The following is a 19398-nucleotide window of genomic DNA, read 5'->3' as shown; positions in this document are numbered from 1 at the left end:
GGGGTCTGCATGGAATTTGTGCAGCTTTCCTGCGGCCTTCGCACCGTTCCATGGCCCGCTGGACCGGGCCCGCGGGCTGACCGGTTTCGTGTCGGCCCAGGCCATGCGCCCGACGCCGGTCGGACATGCAAAAAGCTTGACCTGACCAAAAGTCAAATGCCTTCAAACTAGGCGTGGCGGCCTGATCCGCCCTTGACCTGTCCGCTTGAATCCGAACACACTCGGGCCGCTGACAGGCCAAATCCTGCCTTCGGCACGACCACCGGTTGCTTGATGCATCCGGAATGCACGCCCAGAACCGGGCGGCTCATCAGGAAGAGGTAAAGATGAAAAAAACCGTATTCTTTGGCGCGCTGACCGTCGCCGGGATCGCTGCGGGTGCTGCTTCGGCGGCAACGCTGGACGACGTGAAGGCACGCGGCAAGCTGAACTGCGGCGTGACCACCGGCCTGGTCGGATTTGCGGCCCCCGACGCCAACGGCGAATGGCAGGGCTTTGACGTCGCCGTCTGCCGCGCCGTCGCCGCCGCGGTGCTGGGCGATGCAACGGCCGTCGAATTCGTTCCGACCACCGGCAAGACCCGCTTCACCGCACTCGCCTCGGGCGAGATCGACGTTCTGGCCCGGAACACCACCTGGACCTTCTCGCGCGATGTCGACCTCAAGTTCGAATTCGTCGGCGTGAACTACTACGACGGCCAGGGCTTCATGATCCCGAAAGAGCTGGGCGTGAGCTCGGCCAAGGACCTGGACGGCGCCACCGTCTGCATCCAGACCGGCACCACGACCGAGCTGAACCTGGCCGACTTCTTCCGGTCGAACAACATCAGCTACGAGCCGGTCCCGATCGAGACCAACGCCGAAGCGCAGCAGCAGTACCTGGCCGGCGCCTGTGACGTCTATACCACCGACGCATCGGGCCTTGCCGCCACCCGCGCCACGTTCGAAGCCCCCGGCGATCACGTGATCCTGCCGGAAATCATTTCCAAGGAACCGCTGGGCCCGCTGGTCCGTCACGGTGACGCGGAATGGGGCGACATCGTGCGCTGGACCCTCAACGCGCTGATCGCGGCCGAGGAACTGGGCATCTCGTCGACCAACATCGAAGAGCTGTCGGCCGGCACCAACAACCCGGAAATCAACCGGATCCTGGGCACCGAAGGCACCCTGGGCGAGATGCTGGGCCTCGACAACGAATGGGCCAAGCGCGCCATCTCGGCGGGCGGCAACTACGGCGAGGTCTTTGCCAAGAACATCGGCGAATCGACCCCGATCGGCCTGGCCCGCGGGCTGAACGCACAGTGGACCGAAGGCGGTCTGCTCTACACCCCGCCCTTCCGGTAACAGGGCAAAGGGCGAAGGGCGCAGACAACCTCTGCGCCCTTTTCCTATCCACATAAATGTTCCGGATCGCGTGGAGCAGGGCCGAACCCTGCCCGGGGACATCCGGACCGCCACGGGGAAATCCGAAATGACAACAATCACTGATCCGCCGAAGGAGCAGTTTCGGTTCTCGATGCTGCTCAACGACACGCGGTACCGATCGCTGACGTTCCAGGCCATCGCGCTGTTCGTCCTGATCGTTGCGATTGCCTACCTGGCCAGCAACCTGGTGCGCAACCTCGAGCAGGCCGGGCTGAACATCAGCTACGAATTCCTGAAAAGCCCGTCGGGCTATGACATCAACCAGGTGCTGATCCCCTACGACAGCCAGTCGCCGCACATGCGCGCGGCCTGGGTCGGGGTGCTGAACACGCTGCTGGTGGCCTTCCTGGCCTGCACGACGGCCACGATCTTCGGTGTTGTCGCCGGGGTGCTGCGCCTGTCCAACAACTGGCTCGTGCGCAAGGTCATGTCGGCCTATGTCGAGATCTTCCGCAACATCCCGGTGCTGATCTGGATCATCATCATCTTCACCATCATGACGGCCGTGCTGCCCGGCCCGCGGGCCTTCCGGGGCGACGATGCCACGGCGTCGATGGTGCTGGGCTCGGTGGCCTTCACCAACCGGGGCGTCTATGTGCCCGGGCCGCAGCTGGCCAATCCGTTCTTTGCCGCCACGGCCCTGAACTGGGTGCTGGTCCTGCTCTTCCTCGTGGGCTCTTCGGTGGCCACCAAGGCGCTGGCCAAATGGGCCACGGCCCGGCAGGAAGCCACCGGTGAACGGCCGACGACCTGGTATCTGACCCTGGCCATCTGGATCGTGCCCACCGGCCTTCTGCTGGTGATCATGGGCCTGCACTGGCAGGTGCCCGAGCTGAAGGGCTTCAACTTTTCCGGGGGCATCAAGATCGGCGGGCCGCTGATCGCCCTGTGGTTCGCCCTGTCGATCTATACCGGGGCCTTCATCGCCGAGAACGTCCGCGCCGGCATCCAGGCCATTTCCAAGGGCCAGACCGAGGCCGCCTCGTCGCTGGGCCTGCGCCCAGGCCGGACGATGAGCCTGGTCATCCTGCCCCAGGCCCTGCGGGTCATCATCCCGCCGCTGATCTCGCAATATCTCAACATCACCAAGAACTCGTCGCTGGCGATTGCCGTGGGCTATGCCGACATCACCGCCACGCTGGGGGGCATCACGCTGAACCAGACCGGGCGCGCCATCGAATGCGTGCTGCTTCTGATGCTGTTCTACCTGACGATCTCGCTGCTGATCTCGGCGGTGATGAACATCTACAACAATTCCGTCAAGCTGAAGGAGCGCTGAGCCATGTCCGACACGCACGGTCAGTCCATTGCCTTCGTGCGCATGGAAACCATCCCGCAATCGCCGCCCCCGGCCCGCCAGACCGGCGCGCCGAAATGGCTGCGCGAGAACCTCTTTTCCAGCTGGGTCAACACGCTGCTGACGCTGCTGGCGGCCTGGGCGATCTATGTCATCCTGTCGGCCATCCTGCCCTGGGTGTTCAACGGGGTCTGGAATGCCTCCAGCCTGTCCGAATGCCGCGAGATCCTGGCCGGCCGGACCGGGGCCTGTTTCGCCGTCCTGACCGAACGCTGGAACCAGCTGCTCTTCGGGTTCAAATACCCCTCCGAGCTGTATTGGCGGCCGATCCTGTGCTTTGTCCTGATGATCGTGGCCGTTGCGCCGGTGCTGTTCTTCGATCTGCCGCGCAAGATGCTGATGTTCACGGCCCTGTTCCCGTTCATCGCCTATTACCTGATCTGGGGCGGCCCGATCCTGACGCCCGTCGTGGCCCTGCTGGGCGCCCTGGCCGGCTATGTCGTCTTTGACCGTTTCGGCAAGGAAAGCTTTGCCACGGGCTTCTTCGGGGGCATCGTCGCGGCGCTGGTGATCTGGGTCGTGGGCGGCTGGATCGTGGGTGCCGTGGCCTCGGACACGCCCTGGATGACCCCGGTGCCCAGCCGTGACCTGGGTGGCTTCATGCTGAACATGATGCTGGGCGTGACCTGCGTGTCGCTGTCGATCCCGCTGGGCATCGTGCTGGCGCTGGGGCGGCAATCGGACATGCCGCTGATCAAGGGCATCTGCGTGGTCTTCATCGAGTTCATCCGCGGCGTGCCGCTGATCACGCTGCTCTTCGTGGCCTCGGTGATGCTGGCCTATTTCTTCCCGCCCGACAGCACCGTCGACCTGTTCCTGCGGGTGGTCATCATGATCACGATGTTCTCGGCAGCCTATATCGCCGAGGTGATCCGCGGTGGCCTGGCGGCCCTGCCCAAGGGCCAGTACGAAGCGGCCGACAGCCTGGGCCTGGATTACCCCCAGGCGATGCGGCTGATCATCCTGCCGCAGGCGCTGAAGATCTCGATCCCGGGCATCGTCAACGTGGCCGTGGGGCTGTTCAAGGATACAACGCTGGTTTCGGTCATCTCGATGTTCGACCTGATCGGCATGATCCGCGGGCCCATCCTGGCCTCGACGGAATGGAACGGCGTCTACTGGGAGCTCCTGGGCTTCGCCGCGCTTCTGTTCTTTGTCGTCTGCTACGGCATCTCTCAATATTCGCAGTGGCTCGAGCGTCGTCTCGCCACCGATCACCGTTAAGGAGTGGGCATCATGACCCAGGCATCGCAAATGCAGATCTCGGACGAGATCGCCATCGAAATCAGCAAGATGAACAAGTGGTACGGCACGTTCCACGTGCTGCGCGACATCGACCTGACGGTGTATCGCGGCGAGCGGATCGTCATCGCCGGCCCGTCGGGTTCGGGCAAGTCGACGCTGATCCGCTGCATCAACCGGCTGGAGGAACACCAGCAGGGCAAGATCGTCGTCGATGGCACCGAGCTGACCTCGGACCTCAAGAACATCGACAAGATCCGGTCCGAGGTGGGCATGTGCTTTCAGCACTTCAACCTCTTCCCGCACCTGACCATCCTGGAAAACTGCACGCTGGCCCCGATCTGGGTGCGCAAGACGCCCAAGAAGGAAGCCGAGGAAACGGCGATGCACTTCCTGGAAAAGGTCAAGATCCCCGAGCAGGCCAACAAGTATCCCGGCCAGCTGTCGGGCGGTCAGCAGCAGCGGGTGGCCATCGCGCGGTCGCTGTGCATGAAGCCGCGGATCATGCTGTTCGACGAACCGACCTCGGCGCTCGACCCCGAGATGATCAAGGAGGTGCTCGACACCATGGTCTCGCTGGCCGAGGAAGGCATGACCATGCTCTGCGTGACCCATGAAATGGGCTTTGCGCGGCAGGTGGCCAACCGGGTGATCTTCATGGACCAGGGCCAGATCGTCGAGCAGAACGAGCCGGAAGAGTTCTTCAACAACCCGAAATCGCCGCGGACCCAGCTGTTCCTCAGCCAGATCCTGGGGCACTGATCCTTCGCGAGACAAGGATGCGGCCGGGCCTTTTGGTCCGGCCGTTTTCGTTTGTGGTGAGGCGGGCGCCGTGCCTGCCCGGAACTCCCGCCCGCCCACCCCGTTCCGGGCAGGCACGGCGGCGTCAGTCCGTCAATTCGCGCGGAATGGCGAAGTCGATGGTCCGCCCGGTCTGCCAGGTGACGGCGGCCCAGTCGGGTGCGTCGAAGGTGGCGACCAGGGTGGCCCCGGTGGGGTAATCGCCAAAGCGGTCGTGGTCGGGCGGGGTGACCACCAGCCTCTGCGCGAAATCGGCGATGCCCGGGTTGTGCCCGATCATCAGCACGCAACGGCCCCGGGCCTTGCGCAGCACGTCCAGCATTGTCTCTGGCTCGGCATGATAGAGCGCCGGCACGGCAGGGGCGGGCAGGCCCAGGGCCAGCCCGTCACAGGTCAGCCGGGCGCGGGTGGCCGAGGAACACAGGATCTGGTCGGGGATATGGTCGTGGCCCCGCAGCCAATGGCCCAGGGCGCGGGCCGAGCGCAGGCCGCGCTTGTTCAGGGGGCGGTCATGGTCGCCCATGTCGGGCTCGGCCCAGCTGGACTTGGCGTGACGCATCAGGATCAGGGTACAGGTCATGTTGGATGGAACGCGCGCATGTTATGTTCGGATTGGGCGGGATCGCGCCCGAAGGACTGGCTGACCGGGCAGGCCCGGCGGGCGAGGCAACCGCCGGACAGGCAATAGCCCCCGTCGGCCGTGTTCAGGAAGCCATGGCAGGCCGGCACGTCATAGGGCGCATGGCCCGACAGGGCGCCGACGGGGCAGGCCGTGGTGCAGGGCTGCCCGGTGCAGGCCGTGCATGGGCTGGCGGCCGGGCGCGGGGGCAGGGCGAGCCGGCCCGGAAGGGCCAGCGCGCCGCGATACGAGATCATCAGCCCGGCGGTGTCATGGACCAGCATGCCCGTGGGCGAAGGCCAGGCCCGCCCGCTGGCCCGGGCCCAGGCGATGAACGGCGCCCAGGGCGGGCCGCCGAAGGGAAACGTGGCCGTGGCGCCAAAGCGGGCGGCCAGGGCCGAGATCACGCGGGTGGAATAGCGGTCGACCGGATCGAGGCGGGCGTCGCGCCCCTCGGGCGCGGTCTGCAGCACGGCCCAGAAGTCCGTCCCGGCGCCCAGCAGCAGGCGCGTCGTGGCGCTGTCAGCGGGGTGTTCGCCGCCCATGACCATCAGGCCGTGCTCTGCCGCTGCGGCCTCGATCGCTGCATAGGTCGTTTCCGGGGTGGTCATCGGGTGATCACGGGTGGCGTGCCCGTGGGCTGCGGTGGGCCTGACGATAGTCGCGGTGGGCCGGACGATTGTGATGTGACTGGCAACTGTCCTGTGTCTGCCGGCCGAGCCGTGTCCGGGACCCGTCGTGGGCCCGGCCATTGCGTCGCATCTGGCACCTGCGCCAGATCCGAGCGGCGCATCGTGTCCGACCGTCGTGCCTGTCCAGTCACCGGCACCGTATCCCTGAACCGCGTCCGGACTGGCGACCCGAGTGTATTCGAGAGCCAAGTTGTGCCCGACATCTGCGCCATGTCCGCGCCCCGCGAGTGGGCGGACACCGGGCCGGACATCCGGGCACACACCGGGCCTTGGATCGAGCCGCAACCCGTGGCCGATGCCAGGGTGCAGTCCTGGGCCGGGGCGGGGGGGTTCTGCAAAGCCATGTCGCTTGCCATGCCGAACGGTGACCCGTGCCCCGCCGATTCTCAAGCCTTGGGCGCGCGGACCGGGCGGATCAGCGTGCCGGCCCCGTGTTCGGTGAAGAGTTCGAGCAACACCGCGTTCGGCGCCCGGCCGTCCAGGATGACCACCGCCCGAACGCCATCGGCGATCGCGTCCAGCGCGGTTTCGGTCTTGGGAATCATCCCTCCGGCGATCACGCCATCGTCGATCAGCTTGCGGATGTCGTCCGGGGTCAGCTCGGTGATGACCGAACCCGTCCCGTCCTTGACGCCCGACACATCGGTCAGCAGCAGCAGCCGGTCGGCATTCAGCGCCCCGGCAATGGCCCCGGCCGCCGTGTCGCCGTTGATGTTGAAGGTCTCGCCATCAGCCCCGGCGCCCAGAGGCGCGATGACCGGGATGATGTTCTTTTCGAACAGCGTCGTCAGCACCTTGGTGTTCATCTTCGACGGCGTGCCGACAAAGCCCAGGGCGGGATCGGTCTGTTCGCAGGTGATCAGCCGGGCATCCTTGCCCGACAGGCCGACGGCCAGCCCGCCCTGCATGTTGATCGCCTGCACGATGCGCTTGTTGACCACGCCCGACAGCACCATTTCGACGACCTTGATCGTCTCGGCATCGGTCACCCGCTTGCCGCCGACAAATTCCGATGTCACGCCCAGCCGGGCCAGCATCTCGTTGATCATCGGGCCGCCGCCATGGACGATCACCGGGTTCACGCCGACCTGGCTCAGCAGCACCACGTCGCGGGCAAAGCTGGCCATGGCCTCGTCGCTGCCCATGGCATGGCCACCCAGCTTGACGACAACGGTCGCGCCTTCGTAGCGCTGCAGGAAGGGCAGGGCGTCCGACAGGGTGCGGGCAGTGGCGATCCAGTCACGGTTCATGGTCTGTGTCTTCATGGGGCGATCCTCCGCCCGGTCTTATCAGGAAAGCCGGGGGGACACGCAAGCAACAATCCTGCCCGCCGGACTGGCCGGCCCGGCCTGTGACCGCACCGCCGCGCCCGGGGTCATTCCAGCGTGGTGATGATCGAACGCAGGACCGGGATGCCGTCGCCCTTTTCCGACGAGGTCAGGACCAGCTCGGGATAGGCGGCGGGGTGGGGCGAGAGTTTCTCGCGGACCTGGGCCATGATCCGGTCGGCATCGCGGTCCTTGACCTTGTCGGCCTTGGTCAGCACGACCTGGAAGGGCACGGCGGATTTGTCCAAGAGGGTCATGATCTCTTCGTCCACGGCCTTGATGCCATGGCGGAAATCGATGAGCACAAAGGCCCGGCGCAGGGTCGGCCGGCCCGACAGATAGGCCTTGAGCAGGCGCTGCCATTTCTCGACCACGGGCAGCGGCGCATTGGCAAAACCATAGCCCGGCAGGTCGACGAGATAGAGCGCGGGACCTTGGGTGAAATAGTTGATTTCCTGGGTCCGGCCGGGGGTGTTCGACGCCCGGGCCAGGCCCTTGGTGCCGGTTAGCGCGTTGATCAGGCTGGATTTCCCGACATTCGACCGGCCGGCAAAGCAGACCTCGATCCGGTCGGCCGGGGGCAGGCCGTCCATGGCCACCACGCCCTTGACGAATTCGGACTCGCCGGCAAACAGCTTGCGTCCGCGTTCGGCGGTGATCTCGTCGGGCTGTTCGGCCAGGGGGAAGGGCAGGGTGGTCATGTCAGCGCGTCTCCGACGGATACGGTGCCGGCCCGGGACACCGTGCAGACCACGCCGAAATCGCGTGTGTCCCAGCCCTCGGCCAGCAGTTTCAGGATGCCCAGGTCGCGCGTGCCCGTGTCCGGGTTGGCGTCGGGCGCGCGGCAGCGTTCGATCGGTGCGACGGGCCGCAGCCGGGCGCTGCCCAGGGTGATGTCGGGGCCGCCGGGCATCTCCAGCTCGGCCCAGGGCGCCAGCCCGTCCAGCCAGAGGTTGATGCGGAAGCGGCGCATGTCGACGGGCTGGCCGGCGCGGGCGGACAGATCGCGCAGCGAGGCCAGGTTGCCGATCGAGACCGAGGCGAAATCACTGTCCGTCATGCCCATGCGGGGGGCGCGAACAAGGCGGGCGGGGCCGGGGCGGTCCGAGGGCCACAGATCGCCGATCCAGTCGGCCAGCGCGTCGCGGCCGTCCGGGGTGGCGGGATCGAGGGCCAGGGGCGCCCGGTCGGGATGGGTCAGGGTCAGGCCCGCGCCGGAGCTGCGGGCGGTGATTGCCGCCAGCCGGGGGCCGGCGGCAACCTGAAGGTAATTGCGACGCGGCTGCCAGGCATCGCTGTCGGGCGCGGCCGCGTTCAGGAAGGCCCAAGCGCGGTCGCCTTCGACCGCGCCTTCGGGGGTCAGCTCGACCGACTGGCAGGCTTCCGATCCGAGTCCCTTGACCGGATGCCGCCAGATATGGGCGAGCGTGACCGTCACTTTTCCTCGGCCTTGGACTTGCGTTTGAAGCCCGACTTGATGTTGCCGAAGACGTCGGGCGTATACCCTTGGCTGCGCATGATGATGTATTGCTGCGTGAAGGTGATCACGTTGTTGGAAATCCAGTAGATCACCAGGCCGCTGGCAAACGAGCCCAGCATGAACATGAAGACCCAGGGCATCCAGGCAAAGATCATCTGCTGCGTCGGATCGGCCGGAGCCGGATTCAGCTTTTGTTGCAGCCACATCGACACGCCCAGGCACAGCGGCAGGATGCCGATGGCGATGGTCGCGACCAGGGTGCCCGGCTCGGGGCCGGCCCAGGGCAGCAGGCCGAAGAAGTTCATGATCGAGGTCGGATCAGGCGTCGACAGGTCGCGGAACGGGCCGAACCAGCCCTGCTGACGCAGTTCGATCGTGACGAAGATCACCTTGTAGAGCGAGAAGAAGATCGGGATCTGCAGAAGGATCGGCAGGCAGCCCGCGGCGGGGTTCACCTTTTCCTTCTTGTAGAGCTCCATCATGCCCTGTTGCAGCTTCTGACGGTCGTCGCCGGCGGCTTCCTTCAGCTTCTCCATCTCGGGCTGCAATTCCTTCATCTTCGCCATCGAGACGTAGGATTTGTAGGCCAGCGGGAAGAGGATGGCCTTGAGCAGCAGGGTCAGCGCGATAATCGACCAGCCCATGTTGCCGATCAGCTGGTGCACGTGGTGCAGGATCCAGAAGATCGGTTTGGTCAGGAAGAAGAACCAGCCCCAGTCGATCGAATCGATGAAACGGTCGATGCCCTGGGCCTGGTAATCGCGGATGGTTTCCCATTCCTTGGCGCCCGAGAACAGCTGGGTGGTCACGCCGGCGGTCTGGCCCTCGGACAGGGTCTGGGTCGGCATGACGGCTTCGGTCTGGTAGATGTCGCGGCGGGCGTCGTACTTGGCCACGGACTTGAAGGCGCTGCCCGGCTCGGGGATCAGCGTCGACATCCAGTAATGGTCGGTAAAGCCGACCCATCCGTTTTCGGTGACCTGGCTGACCTCGGCCTGGGCGCCTTCGGCGGGGTTGATCTCGAAATCGACCATCGACGAATAATCGATCTCGGTCAGCTCGCCATCGGCCATCGAGATCACGCCTTCATGCACGACCCAGAAGTTTTCAAGCGTGGTCGGCTCGCCATGGCGGGCCAGCACGCCGTAGGGCGCAAGGCTGACGGTGCCGGCGCCGGTGTTTTCGACCTGCTGGGCGATGGTGAACATGAAGTTCTCATCGACCGAGACGATCCGGCGGAAGACCAGGCCGTTGCCATTGTCCCAGACCATGGTGACGGGCGTGTCGGCCGTCAGCCGGTCGCCACCTTCCAGCTGCCATTCGGTATTGGCGCCGGGCACGTCATCAAGGCTCAGGCCCTGGCCGGGGGCCCAGCCGTAAAGGGCGTAATAGGGCGCGGGGCTGCCGACGGGCGACAGGACGGTCACCTTCTCGGGATCGTCGAGCGACACCTGGTAATCCTTCAGCCGCAGCGTGTCGATCCGCCCGCCGAGCAGCGAGATGCTGCCTTCCATGCGGGGCGTATCGATGACCAGGCGGGGGGCATCGGCGGCGCTGGCCACGGTGGTGCCGGCGGGCGCGGCGGCCGAGCCGGAGCCATCGGGGGCCTGCGACGGAGCCGTGGCCACGCCATCCCCTGCGGTCAGGGGCTGGGTTTCACTGATCTGGGCCGAATCCGCCACCTGCTCTTCGGGCGGGGGCGGGGGAAACAGCAGAAACCAGACCAGGATCACCAGAAAGCTCAGACCGGTGGCAAGGAGGAGGTTCTTGTTCTGATCGTCCATGTGGGACTGGCACCTTTCCTGCGGAAAACGACAGGGCAGGTTCAACAGAGTGCGGCCTGAAAGGTCAAGGCCAATCGGGGCGCTCTCTTGTTCCCGTTGCGGCCGGCGGCGGCCCGGATCAGCCGGTCTGGCGCCCGATGCGCGGCGTGTCCTGCAGCTTGGCTGCATGGGCGGCGATCCAGTCGAGCGTCTGGTCGAAGGGCATTGGCCGGGCAATACCGTAGCCCTGGACATGGTCGCAGCCCAGCTGGGCCAGCAGGGCATGTTCGCCCACGGTCTCGACGCCTTCGGCCAGGGTTTCCAGGCGCAGCCGTTCGGCCATGGTCAGGATGGCGGCGATCATCTGCTGCTGTTCGGGGTCGCGGTCGGCCTTGGCGACAAAGGTGCGGTCGATCTTGATGCAGGACACCTGGAACCGGCGCAGCGACGCGATCGAAGCATGGCCGGTGCCGAAATCGTCCAGGTCGATGCGGCAGCCGATGGCGGAAAGCCCCGCAATGTTTCGCGAAATCACGTCGTCGGGCGTGTCCGACACCACGGTTTCCAGGATCTCGATGCCGATCCGTTCGGGCGTCAGGTCGAACCGGTCCAGCTCCCACCGGATCTTTTCGACCAGCCGGGGATTGCGCAGTTCGGACTGGCTGAAATTCACGCCCACGCGGGGAATGTCACACCCCGCCGCATCCCAGGCCTTGAGCGCGGTCAGCGCGTGGAACAGCATGACCTCGCCCAGCCGCTCCAGCAGCCCGGCCTCTTCCATGATCGGCAGGAAGGTGGCCGGGGCAATCGCGCCGTGGATCGGGTGGATCCAGCGGGCCAGGGCCTCGAACCCGGTGATCTTGCCGGTGTCGGTCGAGATCTGCGGCTGGAACCAGGGTTGCAGCTGACCGTTTTCCAGCGCCGCGGCGGCCTCTTCACGCAGATCGCTGCGGGTCTGGCTGCGCCGGTGCATGTCGCTGGAATAGGCCCGAATCGTTGACGGCCCGACGCCCTGCGCCTCGATCAGCGCGGTGACGGCGGCGGCCTGCCAGCCCCCGGACCCGCCCGAAGGCGCCCGGTTGCGCGGGCAAAAGCCCACGCAGGCCGTGACATAGATACCGGTGCCATCGACGGGCACGGGCTCTTCGATGGCCGATTGCAGCCGGCCGGCCAGCTGGATGCACAATTCCAGGTCCAGCTGGCGCACAGGGGCCAGGCAGAGCGCGAAGCGGCTGTCGCCCAGCCGGGCGACGATGTCACCGGTGCGCACGGCCGACACCAGTCGTTCGCCGGTGCGCGCCATCACAAGGTCGCCGGCGGCCTGGCCATGGCGTTCCACGACCTGGCGGTAATCGTCCAGCTCGATCGTCAGGCAGACCGAGCGCATCTCGCCCCCGGCGGTGTCGTCATAGATGGCGGCAACCTCGGCATCGAAACTGTCGCGCAGGGGCAGGCCGGTCACCCCGTCACGCGGCACGCCGCCGCGCGGCGGCCAGGCCGTGGCCACGCCGGTCATCGCGTAAAGCACGGGCAGGCCGAGCGCGACGAGGATCAGCGCGGTTTCCCCGGCCAGCCAATAGGCCGCCAGCGTCACCGCCGGCAGAAAGGCCAGGATCGGCGGGCCGGTCACGATGGACAGGAAACACCCGCGATACGTGTCGAACGGTCTGCTGCCGCGCGTTGCCATCACTTTCCCTCGTGCCCGTTGGTCGGTTTGCCGCAGGCTAGGGCCAAATTAGGTAGTGAAGGGTTAACGCAACCGCGGAATTTCCCCCGGATTTTCCGTTTCTTCGCCCGATTGCGACGACAGGTCACGGCTGAGCCCGACGAAATCGAACAGCTTGGGGTCCAGCAGGTGCGACGGCCGGGCGTTCATCAGCGAGCGGAACATGACCTGGCGGCGGCCGGGGCTGTTGCGTTCCCAGCCATCGAGGATCTGCTTGACCTGCTGCCGTTGCAGCCCGTCCTGGCTGCCGCAGAGGTCGCAGGGAATGACCGGATAATCCATCGCCCGGGCGAATTTCTCGCAATCGGCCTCGGCCACGAAGGCCAGCGGGCGATAGACGAACAGGTCGCCTTCCTCGTTGACCAGCTTGGGCGGCATGGTTGCCAGGCGGCCGCCGTGGAAGAGGTTCATGAAGAAGGTTTCAAGGATGTCGTCGCGGTGATGGCCCAGCACGACCGCCGAGCAGCCCTCTTCCCGGGCGATCCGGTAGAGATTGCCCCGCCGCAACCGCGAACAGAGCGCGCAATAGGTCCGGCCCTGGGGCACCTTGTCGACGACGACCGAATAGGTGTCCTGGTATTCGATCCGGTGGGGCACCTTCATGCGGTCGAGGAACTCGGGCAGGACGGTGGCCGGAAAGCCAGGCTGGCCCTGGTCGAGGTTGCAGGCCAGGATCTCGACGGGCAGCAGCCCGCGCCATTGCAATTCGTGCAGGGCGGCCAGCAGGGTATAGGAATCCTTGCCCCCGGACAGGCAGACCAGCCAGCGTGCGCCGCGTTCGATCATGCCGTAATGGTCGATCGCCTCGCGGGTCTGGCGGACGATGCGCTTGCGCAGCTTCTTGAACTCGGTCGTCGAGGGCGCGCCGGCAAAGAGCGGATGGATATCGTCGGGGGTGTCGAGCATGCCCGGCATGTACGCCACCCGCCGCCCTGCGTCCAGCATTCCCGGCACCCGGGCGCGCGATGACAAGAAGAGGAGCGCCGGCCGGCGCGCGAACGGGCCGGCCGGGGCGGGGATCATGGGAACCGGGTCCAGTGCGGCGGGCTGGTGGCCACGGGGCTCAGGCCGATGTCGCGCCGGATATGGTTGCTGAGCACGCGCGGGGCGGTGCGCCGCCGGACAGGCGGAGGCTTGCGCCGGGCGGCCATTGCAGCGCGGATCACGCGCAGGAAGCCATGGGCGCGGATCATGGCGGCCATGGTGGTGTCGAGGTCATGGGCGACGGGTATGTCGATGCGGGTCATCTGTGGCCTCCGGCCGTGCGAAACGGTCCGGCTCCTTTGAGTAGGGTTGGGGGATGTGGACAGCCCGACGGATGCGGCAGGACCGGCATGGCAAGGCCAGGCGCGGACAGACCGGTCGCGGTCAGGACATGTCGGTTGCGGGTCTGAGAGAACGGACGGGCCGCGAGCTAACGCGTCGGCGGTCGGTCCGGCGAAGGGATCAGATGATCACGCGGCCTGGTAGCCGGTGTTCAGCCGTCGCACCCCGGGGCACAGTTGATATGAATTGATCATGTAGCCCCTCCTTCGGTTCAGATGTGGCGCGATGTCACACCGCATACAGGACAAGATGCCATCTGCCAAGCCTCTGATTGGCGTCAGTTTGACCGGCCTGTGCGATTGGGCCGAAACCCGCCGCAAAGGGCGGCGGGATGCGGGGACGCGATGTGGAGAGGCGGGATGCGGGGGGCGAGTGGCGCGACGCCGGGCTGAGCGGCGCTATCCGAGCGACCAGGGGGCGCGATGCGCGCGGGAGGCGAGGCGCGGGCGGTCAGCCCTGGTCGTCGCCCGGCGGCGGGGTGCAGCAACGTGCCGGGGGCACCGGGTCATAGCCCGAGCGGCCGAAGGGGTGGCAGCGCAGGATGCGGCGCAGGGCCAGCCAGCCGCCGCGCAGGGCGCCGTGGGTTTCCAGAGCTTCCAGGGCATAGGCCGAGCAGGTGGGCTGGTAGCGGCAATGGAACCCGACCCAGGGCGACAGCACCAGGCGGTAGGCCCGGACGGGCAGCGAGAGGAGGAAGGCACCCGGGCGCATCGCCGGGTCAGCCGCGGCCCGGCGGGCTTGTGTCGGTCGCGGGGCCGGCGGGCGGGTGATCCGGGCTCCGGTCTTCACGGTCCCTGCCGTCGCGCGGGGCCTTGCCGGCCCGGGGACGGGCCGGGCGCGGCGCATGGATGCGGCGCAGGGCGTCGGACAGATCGGCCAGCAGCAGGTCGAAGGGCCGGGCGGCCGTGTCACCGGCCTTGCCGATCAGCACGTAGTCCCAGCCGGCATGGCCTTCGCGGGCCAGCACAAGGCGCGCGATCTCGCGCAGCCGGCGCTTGGCACGGTTGCGGGCAACGGCATTGCCGACCTTCTTGGAACAGGTGAATCCCACCCGGATGTCCTGCATGGCGGCCTCGGCATCGCCGGAATCGCCGGCGCGCGGGCTGTGGGCGCGCGCATCATCGGGGCCCGTTTCGTCGGGCGACCGTCGGCGGGCCTGGAGCAGGAAGGAGGGGGTGGCTTGCCTGCGGGCCCTGGCGGCCCGCAGGAAATCGGCTCTCTGGGTGAGAACGATCAGCTTGGCCGCCGGCGCCGCCCCGGACCCGCTGAGGTCGTCGGGGCGTGGCGCCGTCACGGCCATGGCCCGCGCCTTACGCGCTGAGCGACTTGCGGCCGCGGGCGCGGCGGGCGTTCAGGATCTTGCGGCCGGCCTTGGTGGCCATGCGTGCGCGGAAACCGTGGCGCCGCTTGCGGACCAGGTTCGAGGGCTGGTAGGTGCGTTTCATCGCTCCGTCTCTCCGTTTGTATCTTTACGGTCGGGTACGGGGCGCGAGTCGCCCTCCCGTTTGTTCATCGAAGCCCGCCCTTTAGAAGGGGTTGGACGCGAAGTCAAACCCCTTGCCGCCGTGACGTGCGGAAAATCGGGCCGGATAAGGGTTTTTCCGTCCCGTCAGGCGGCTGTTGACCACGAATTGCCGGCGGATGCCAGCCCGGATCGTGCAGGATGGGGCGGGTGGGTGCGAAATATGTCAGTCAGGGGCGAATCCCTCACCGGCCATCAAGGCGGCGTGAACGGCCTGTCGCTTTGCCCGGCTCCGCCGCATGTTGGGCGCGACCCGTCCGGCCCGATCCGCCGGGCGACAGGCGCGGCAGGGCTGCCGCAGGACACAGGACAGGCCATGACCCCAGACGACACCCCCCCGACCAAGGGCCGCCACCTGGCGGTGCCGGTGATCCTGGTCGGCACCGCGATGGCCGGCTGGTGGCTGCTGGGCGACTGGCTGACCTTCGACGCACTGCGGGCCAACCGCGTGGCCCTGCTGGCCCTGCGCGACAGCCATTTCGCGGCCATGGCCCTGGGTTTCTCGGCGATCTACGTGGCCATCGTGACCTTTTCGCTGCCCGGTGCGGCGGTGGCCTCGCTGACCGGGGGATTCCTCTTTGGGCTGGTTGCGGGCACGGCGCTGAACGTGGTGTCGGCCACGCTGGGCGCGACGCTGCTGTTCCTGGCCGTGCGCTGGGGCTATGGCGCGGCGCTGACCGCGCGGATCGAGGCGTCGGACGGCCGGGTAAGAGATATCCAGAAAGGCCTGCGCGACAACGAATGGAGCGTGATGTTCCTGATGCGGCTGGTGCCCGTCGTGCCGTTCTTCGTGGCCAACCTGCTGCCGGCGCTGGTCGGCGTGCGGTTGCGGACCTTCGTGATCACGACGGCGCTGGGTATCGTGCCCGGAGCCATCGTCTATACCTGGATCGGGGTCGGGCTGGGCGCGGTGTTCGACCGGGGCGAAGATCCTGACCTGTCGCTGCTGTGGGAGCCCCATGTCATCGGCCCGATCCTGGGCCTGGCCGTGCTGGCGGCGCTGCCGATGGCGGTGCGCGCGATTCGCGGCGGGTCGGCCATGGCCGCCGGGGCAGAGCCCGGGCAGGGCGGGGACCGGGATGGGGAGCAGGGGGCATGACCGTGGAACGGGGCGCAGGGCGCGCGGCCAGGGAACGGCAAGAGGGGCCAAAGGGGGCATGATCATGGACCGGATCGAGACGGATGTGCTGGTCATCGGGGCCGGGTCGGCCGGGCTGTCGGTGGCGGCCGGGGCGGTGCAGATGGGCGCGCGGGTGGTGCTGGTGGAAGCCGGCGAGATGGGCGGCGATTGCCTCAACACCGGCTGCGTGCCGTCCAAGGCGCTGATCGCGGCGGCCCATGCGGCCTGGGCGCCGCACCGGGCCGGGGCCTTTGGCATCACGGCCACGCCGGGCCAGGTCGATTACGCGGCGGTCATGGATCACGTGCAGGATGTCATCGCCCGCATCGCACCGGTCGACAGCCAGGAGCGATTCGAAGGGCTGGGCGTGCGGGTCATCCGGGGCTGGGCCCGGTTCGTCTCGCCGCGCGAGATATCGGTCGGCGATCATGTCATCCGCGCCCGGCGCATCGTGCTGGCCACGGGCAGCCGGCCCGTCGTGCCACCGATCCCCGGGCTGGACGGGGTGCCTTACCTGACCACCGAAACGCTGTGGGACCTGCGCGACCGGCCCGGCCACCTGGTGATCCTGGGCGGCGGGCCGATCGGCATCGAGATGGCCCAGGCCCATCGCCGGCTGGGCGCCGAGGTGACGGTGATCGAGGCCGGCCGGGCGCTGGGGCGCGAGGATGCCGAGGCCGCCGGGCTGGTGCTGGACAGCCTGCGCGCCGAGGGCGTCACCCTTCACGAAGGCGCCGGGGCGGCGGCGGTATCGGGCGCAACTGGGCAGATCACCGTCGAGCTGGACGACGGGCGCCGCGTCACGGGGACGCATCTGCTGGTGGCCACCGGCCGGCGGGCGGTGGCCGAGGGGCTGGGGCTGGAGGCCGCCGGCATTGCCACCACCCGCACGGGCATCCGCACCGACGACCGCATGCGCACGACCAACCGCCGGGTCTATGCCATCGGCGATGCGGCTGGCGGGGCCCAGTTCACCCACCTGGCGGGCTATCACGCTGCGACGATCCTGCGGCCGATCCTCTTTGGCCTGCCCGCCCGGGTGCGCAACGACCATGTGCCCCGGGTGACCTATGCCGATCCCGAACTGGCCCAGGTCGGGCTGACCGAGGCCGAGGCCCGCGAGGTGCATGGCGAAGAGATCGAGGCCCTGCGCTTTGACCTGGCCCATGTCGACCGGGCCATTGCCGAGCGCCGGACTCGGGGATTTGTCCGGGTCATGGTGCATCGCGGCCGGCCCGAAGGCGTGACCATCGTGGGCGAGGGGGCGGGCGAACATGCCAACCTCTGGGCCCTGGCGCTGGCCAACCGCCTGAAGATGAGCCAGATTTCCGCCATGGTTTCTCCCTATCCCACGATGGGAGAGCTTTCAAAACGCGTGGCGGGTGCCTATTTTGCCCCGAAGCTGTTCGACAGCAGCCTTGTGAAACGCGTGGTCGGGCTGGTCCAGAAGGTCCTGCCCTGACGCTTCGGGACGGAATGAATGCTCAACACCCTTTCGGGACGGTTCCTGGCGCTGACCACGATTTTCGTGATGTTGGCCGAGGTGCTGATCTTCGTGCCCTCGGTGGCGCGATACAGGGTGGATTACCTGACCGACCGGCTGGAACGGGCGCAGATCGCCTCGCTGGCGCTGCTGGCCGACGACATGCTGACATCCGACCTGGAACGCGAGCTGCTGGAGAACGCCGAGGTCTACAACGTTGTCCTGCGCCGCGACGAGGTGCGCCAGCTGGTGCTGTCCTCGCCGATCCCCGAACCGATCAGCGCGACCTTCGACATGCGCGATTCGGGCGCCGTGGTGCTGATCCACGACGCGCTGAAGCGGCTGTTCACGCCGGGCAGCCAGGTGATCCGGGTGATCGGCGCGCCGGTGCGCGATGCCGGGCTGCTGATCGAGGTCACGATGGAAACCGGGCCGCTGCGCGATTCGATGATCGATTTCGGTCTGCGCATCCTGATCCTGTCGGCGGTGATCTCGGCCTTCACGGCGCTGCTGCTCTTTGGTGCAGTGCGGGTGGTGCTGGTGCGCCCGATCGAAGGGGTGGTGGGCTATATGCAGCGTTATGCCGCTGCGCCCGAGGATGCCCGGGGCATCATCCAGCCGCGCGCGGCAGTGCGCGAGCTGCGCGAGGCCGAGGAAGCCCTGCAGAAGATGCAGATCGAGATGACACAGGCCCTGCGCCAGAAGGAACGCCTGGCCCAGCTGGGCGCTGCGGTGGCCAAGGTCAGCCACGATCTGCGCAACATCCTGACCAGTGCGCAGCTTTTCGTCGACCGGATCGAGGGGTCCGAAGACCCGCTGGTGCGCCGGCTGGCGCCCAAGCTGGTGGGCTCGATTCGCCGGGCGGTGTCGTTGTGCGAAAGCACGCTGGCCTTTGGCCGGGCCGAGGAGCCGGCGCCGACGCTGACCATGGTCGGGCTGGCCGACGTGGTCGAGGATGTCATGGCCTCGGAAATGCTGGCGACCGAGGGCTGTCACGTCGATTTCGCCAATGACGTGCCGCCGGCCCTGCGGGTGCGGGGTGATCCGGAACAGCTGTTCCGGGTCCTGTTGAACCTGGTGCGCAATGCCCACCAAGCGATCTCGGCGACCAAGCAGCCGGGCGAGGTGCGGATCACGGCGCGCGAGGATGACCTGGCCTGGTCGATCGAGGTCAGCGACACCGGGCCCGGCCTGCCGCCCAAGGCGCGCGACAACCTGTTCACGCCGTTCCAGGGTGGGGCGCGCAAGGGCGGATCGGGGCTGGGGCTGGCCATTGCGGCCGAGCTGGTGCGCGGCCATGGCGGCACGCTCAAGCTGGTGTCGACGGGCCAGGACGGCACGGTCTTTGCGGTGACCCTGCCGCGCGGCGACGGCACGCTCTGATCTCTCGCCGCGGCCGGGGCTGTCCGGCTGGCCTGTCGCGCCCGCCGCCTCATTGTGCCGTCCTACCATGCCCACTGTTCGTGTGGGCCACACCACCGCGTCCGCCGTTCCCACCGGCCGCTGGGCTGTTGT

19 protein-coding genes are annotated in these 19398 nt (G+C 67.5%); 7 read left to right on the top strand and 12 right to left on the bottom strand.

Annotated elements, in window-relative coordinates; translation table 11 throughout:
- Positions 1-326: 326 nt before the first annotated feature.
- From ACK3BB_RS20890 to ACK3BB_RS20875, 4 genes are all read left to right on the top strand, one after another.
- Complete coding sequence (locus ACK3BB_RS20890) at positions 327-1343, top strand: amino acid ABC transporter substrate-binding protein (RefSeq protein WP_428926566.1); 1017 nt, start codon at positions 327-329, stop codon at positions 1341-1343.
- A 127-nt stretch (positions 1344-1470) separates the two neighbouring features.
- Positions 1471-2703, top strand: coding sequence for an amino acid ABC transporter permease (locus ACK3BB_RS20885; RefSeq protein WP_428926565.1), 1233 nt, complete (start codon positions 1471-1473; stop codon positions 2701-2703).
- 3 nt (positions 2704-2706) lie between these two features.
- Entirely contained in the window at positions 2707-4005 is a 1299-nt protein-coding gene (locus ACK3BB_RS20880; protein WP_428926564.1) for an amino acid ABC transporter permease, read from the top strand.
- Between the two features lie 12 nt (positions 4006-4017).
- Complete coding sequence (locus ACK3BB_RS20875; protein ID WP_428926563.1) at positions 4018-4785, top strand: amino acid ABC transporter ATP-binding protein; 768 nt, start codon at positions 4018-4020, stop codon at positions 4783-4785.
- A 124-nt stretch (positions 4786-4909) separates the two neighbouring features.
- On the opposite strand, the gene ACK3BB_RS20870 is transcribed toward ACK3BB_RS20875, so the two are convergent.
- The 12 genes from ACK3BB_RS20870 to rpmH all read right to left on the bottom strand — a co-directional run bounded on the left by ACK3BB_RS20870 (position 4910) and on the right by rpmH (position 15203).
- Positions 4910-5404, bottom strand: a complete 495-nt coding sequence (locus tag ACK3BB_RS20870) for a SixA phosphatase family protein (RefSeq protein WP_428926562.1) — start codon at positions 5402-5404, stop codon at positions 4910-4912.
- The gene (locus tag ACK3BB_RS20865; protein ID WP_428926561.1) at positions 5401-6054 is read right to left on the bottom strand and encodes a ferredoxin; all 654 of its coding nucleotides are present in this window, start codon (positions 6052-6054) and stop codon (positions 5401-5403) included. The genes ACK3BB_RS20870 and ACK3BB_RS20865 overlap by 4 nt, the downstream gene beginning before the upstream one ends.
- Positions 6055-6521: 467 nt before the next feature.
- Positions 6522-7400, bottom strand: coding sequence for an acetylglutamate kinase (argB, locus tag ACK3BB_RS20860; protein ID WP_428926560.1), 879 nt, complete (start codon positions 7398-7400; stop codon positions 6522-6524).
- A gap of 110 nt (positions 7401-7510) precedes the next feature.
- The gene (gene yihA / locus ACK3BB_RS20855; protein ID WP_428926559.1) at positions 7511-8164 is read right to left on the bottom strand and encodes a ribosome biogenesis GTP-binding protein YihA/YsxC; all 654 of its coding nucleotides are present in this window, start codon (positions 8162-8164) and stop codon (positions 7511-7513) included.
- Complete coding sequence (locus tag ACK3BB_RS20850) at positions 8161-8901, bottom strand: MOSC domain-containing protein (protein ID WP_428926558.1); 741 nt, start codon at positions 8899-8901, stop codon at positions 8161-8163. The genes yihA and ACK3BB_RS20850 overlap by 4 nt, the downstream gene beginning before the upstream one ends.
- A complete protein-coding gene (gene yidC / locus ACK3BB_RS20845; RefSeq protein WP_428926557.1) occupies positions 8898-10727 on the bottom strand; it encodes a membrane protein insertase YidC in 1830 nt (609 codons plus the stop codon). The genes ACK3BB_RS20850 and yidC overlap by 4 nt, the downstream gene beginning before the upstream one ends.
- Positions 10728-10845: 118 nt before the next feature.
- Complete coding sequence (locus ACK3BB_RS20840) at positions 10846-12393, bottom strand: putative bifunctional diguanylate cyclase/phosphodiesterase (RefSeq protein ID WP_428926556.1); 1548 nt, start codon at positions 12391-12393, stop codon at positions 10846-10848.
- A gap of 63 nt (positions 12394-12456) precedes the next feature.
- Complete coding sequence (gene ttcA, locus ACK3BB_RS20835; protein WP_428928781.1) at positions 12457-13338, bottom strand: tRNA 2-thiocytidine(32) synthetase TtcA; 882 nt, start codon at positions 13336-13338, stop codon at positions 12457-12459.
- Positions 13339-13451: 113 nt separating this feature from the next.
- Entirely contained in the window at positions 13452-13679 is a 228-nt protein-coding gene (locus ACK3BB_RS20830) for a hypothetical protein (protein WP_428926555.1), read from the bottom strand.
- A 529-nt stretch (positions 13680-14208) separates the two neighbouring features.
- A complete protein-coding gene (gene yidD, locus ACK3BB_RS20825) occupies positions 14209-14469 on the bottom strand; it encodes a membrane protein insertion efficiency factor YidD (RefSeq protein WP_428926554.1) in 261 nt (86 codons plus the stop codon).
- Between the two features lie 7 nt (positions 14470-14476).
- Complete coding sequence (rnpA, locus tag ACK3BB_RS20820) at positions 14477-15052, bottom strand: ribonuclease P protein component (RefSeq protein WP_428928780.1); 576 nt, start codon at positions 15050-15052, stop codon at positions 14477-14479.
- 16 nt (positions 15053-15068) lie between these two features.
- Positions 15069-15203, bottom strand: coding sequence for a 50S ribosomal protein L34 (rpmH, locus tag ACK3BB_RS20815; RefSeq protein WP_005980833.1), 135 nt, complete (start codon positions 15201-15203; stop codon positions 15069-15071).
- A gap of 393 nt (positions 15204-15596) precedes the next feature.
- On the opposite strand from rpmH, the gene ACK3BB_RS20810 reads away from it, so the two are divergent.
- From ACK3BB_RS20810 to ACK3BB_RS20800, 3 genes are all read left to right on the top strand, one after another.
- Positions 15597-16379, top strand: coding sequence for a TVP38/TMEM64 family protein (locus ACK3BB_RS20810; RefSeq protein ID WP_428926553.1), 783 nt, complete (start codon positions 15597-15599; stop codon positions 16377-16379).
- A 64-nt stretch (positions 16380-16443) separates the two neighbouring features.
- On the top strand, positions 16444-17862 hold the full coding sequence (locus ACK3BB_RS20805) for a dihydrolipoyl dehydrogenase family protein (RefSeq protein ID WP_428926552.1): 1419 nt from the start codon (positions 16444-16446) through the stop codon (positions 17860-17862).
- An 18-nt stretch (positions 17863-17880) separates the two neighbouring features.
- Entirely contained in the window at positions 17881-19266 is a 1386-nt protein-coding gene (locus ACK3BB_RS20800; RefSeq protein ID WP_428926551.1) for a sensor histidine kinase, read from the top strand.
- Positions 19267-19398 lie beyond the last annotated feature (132 nt).

It is taken from the genome of Marinibacterium sp. SX1 (assembly GCF_050389775.1).
Lineage (GTDB): Bacteria > Pseudomonadota > Alphaproteobacteria > Rhodobacterales > Rhodobacteraceae > Marinibacterium.
Note: the sequence above shows the minus strand (reverse complement) of the source record. Positions and strands in the feature narration are given on the sequence as shown.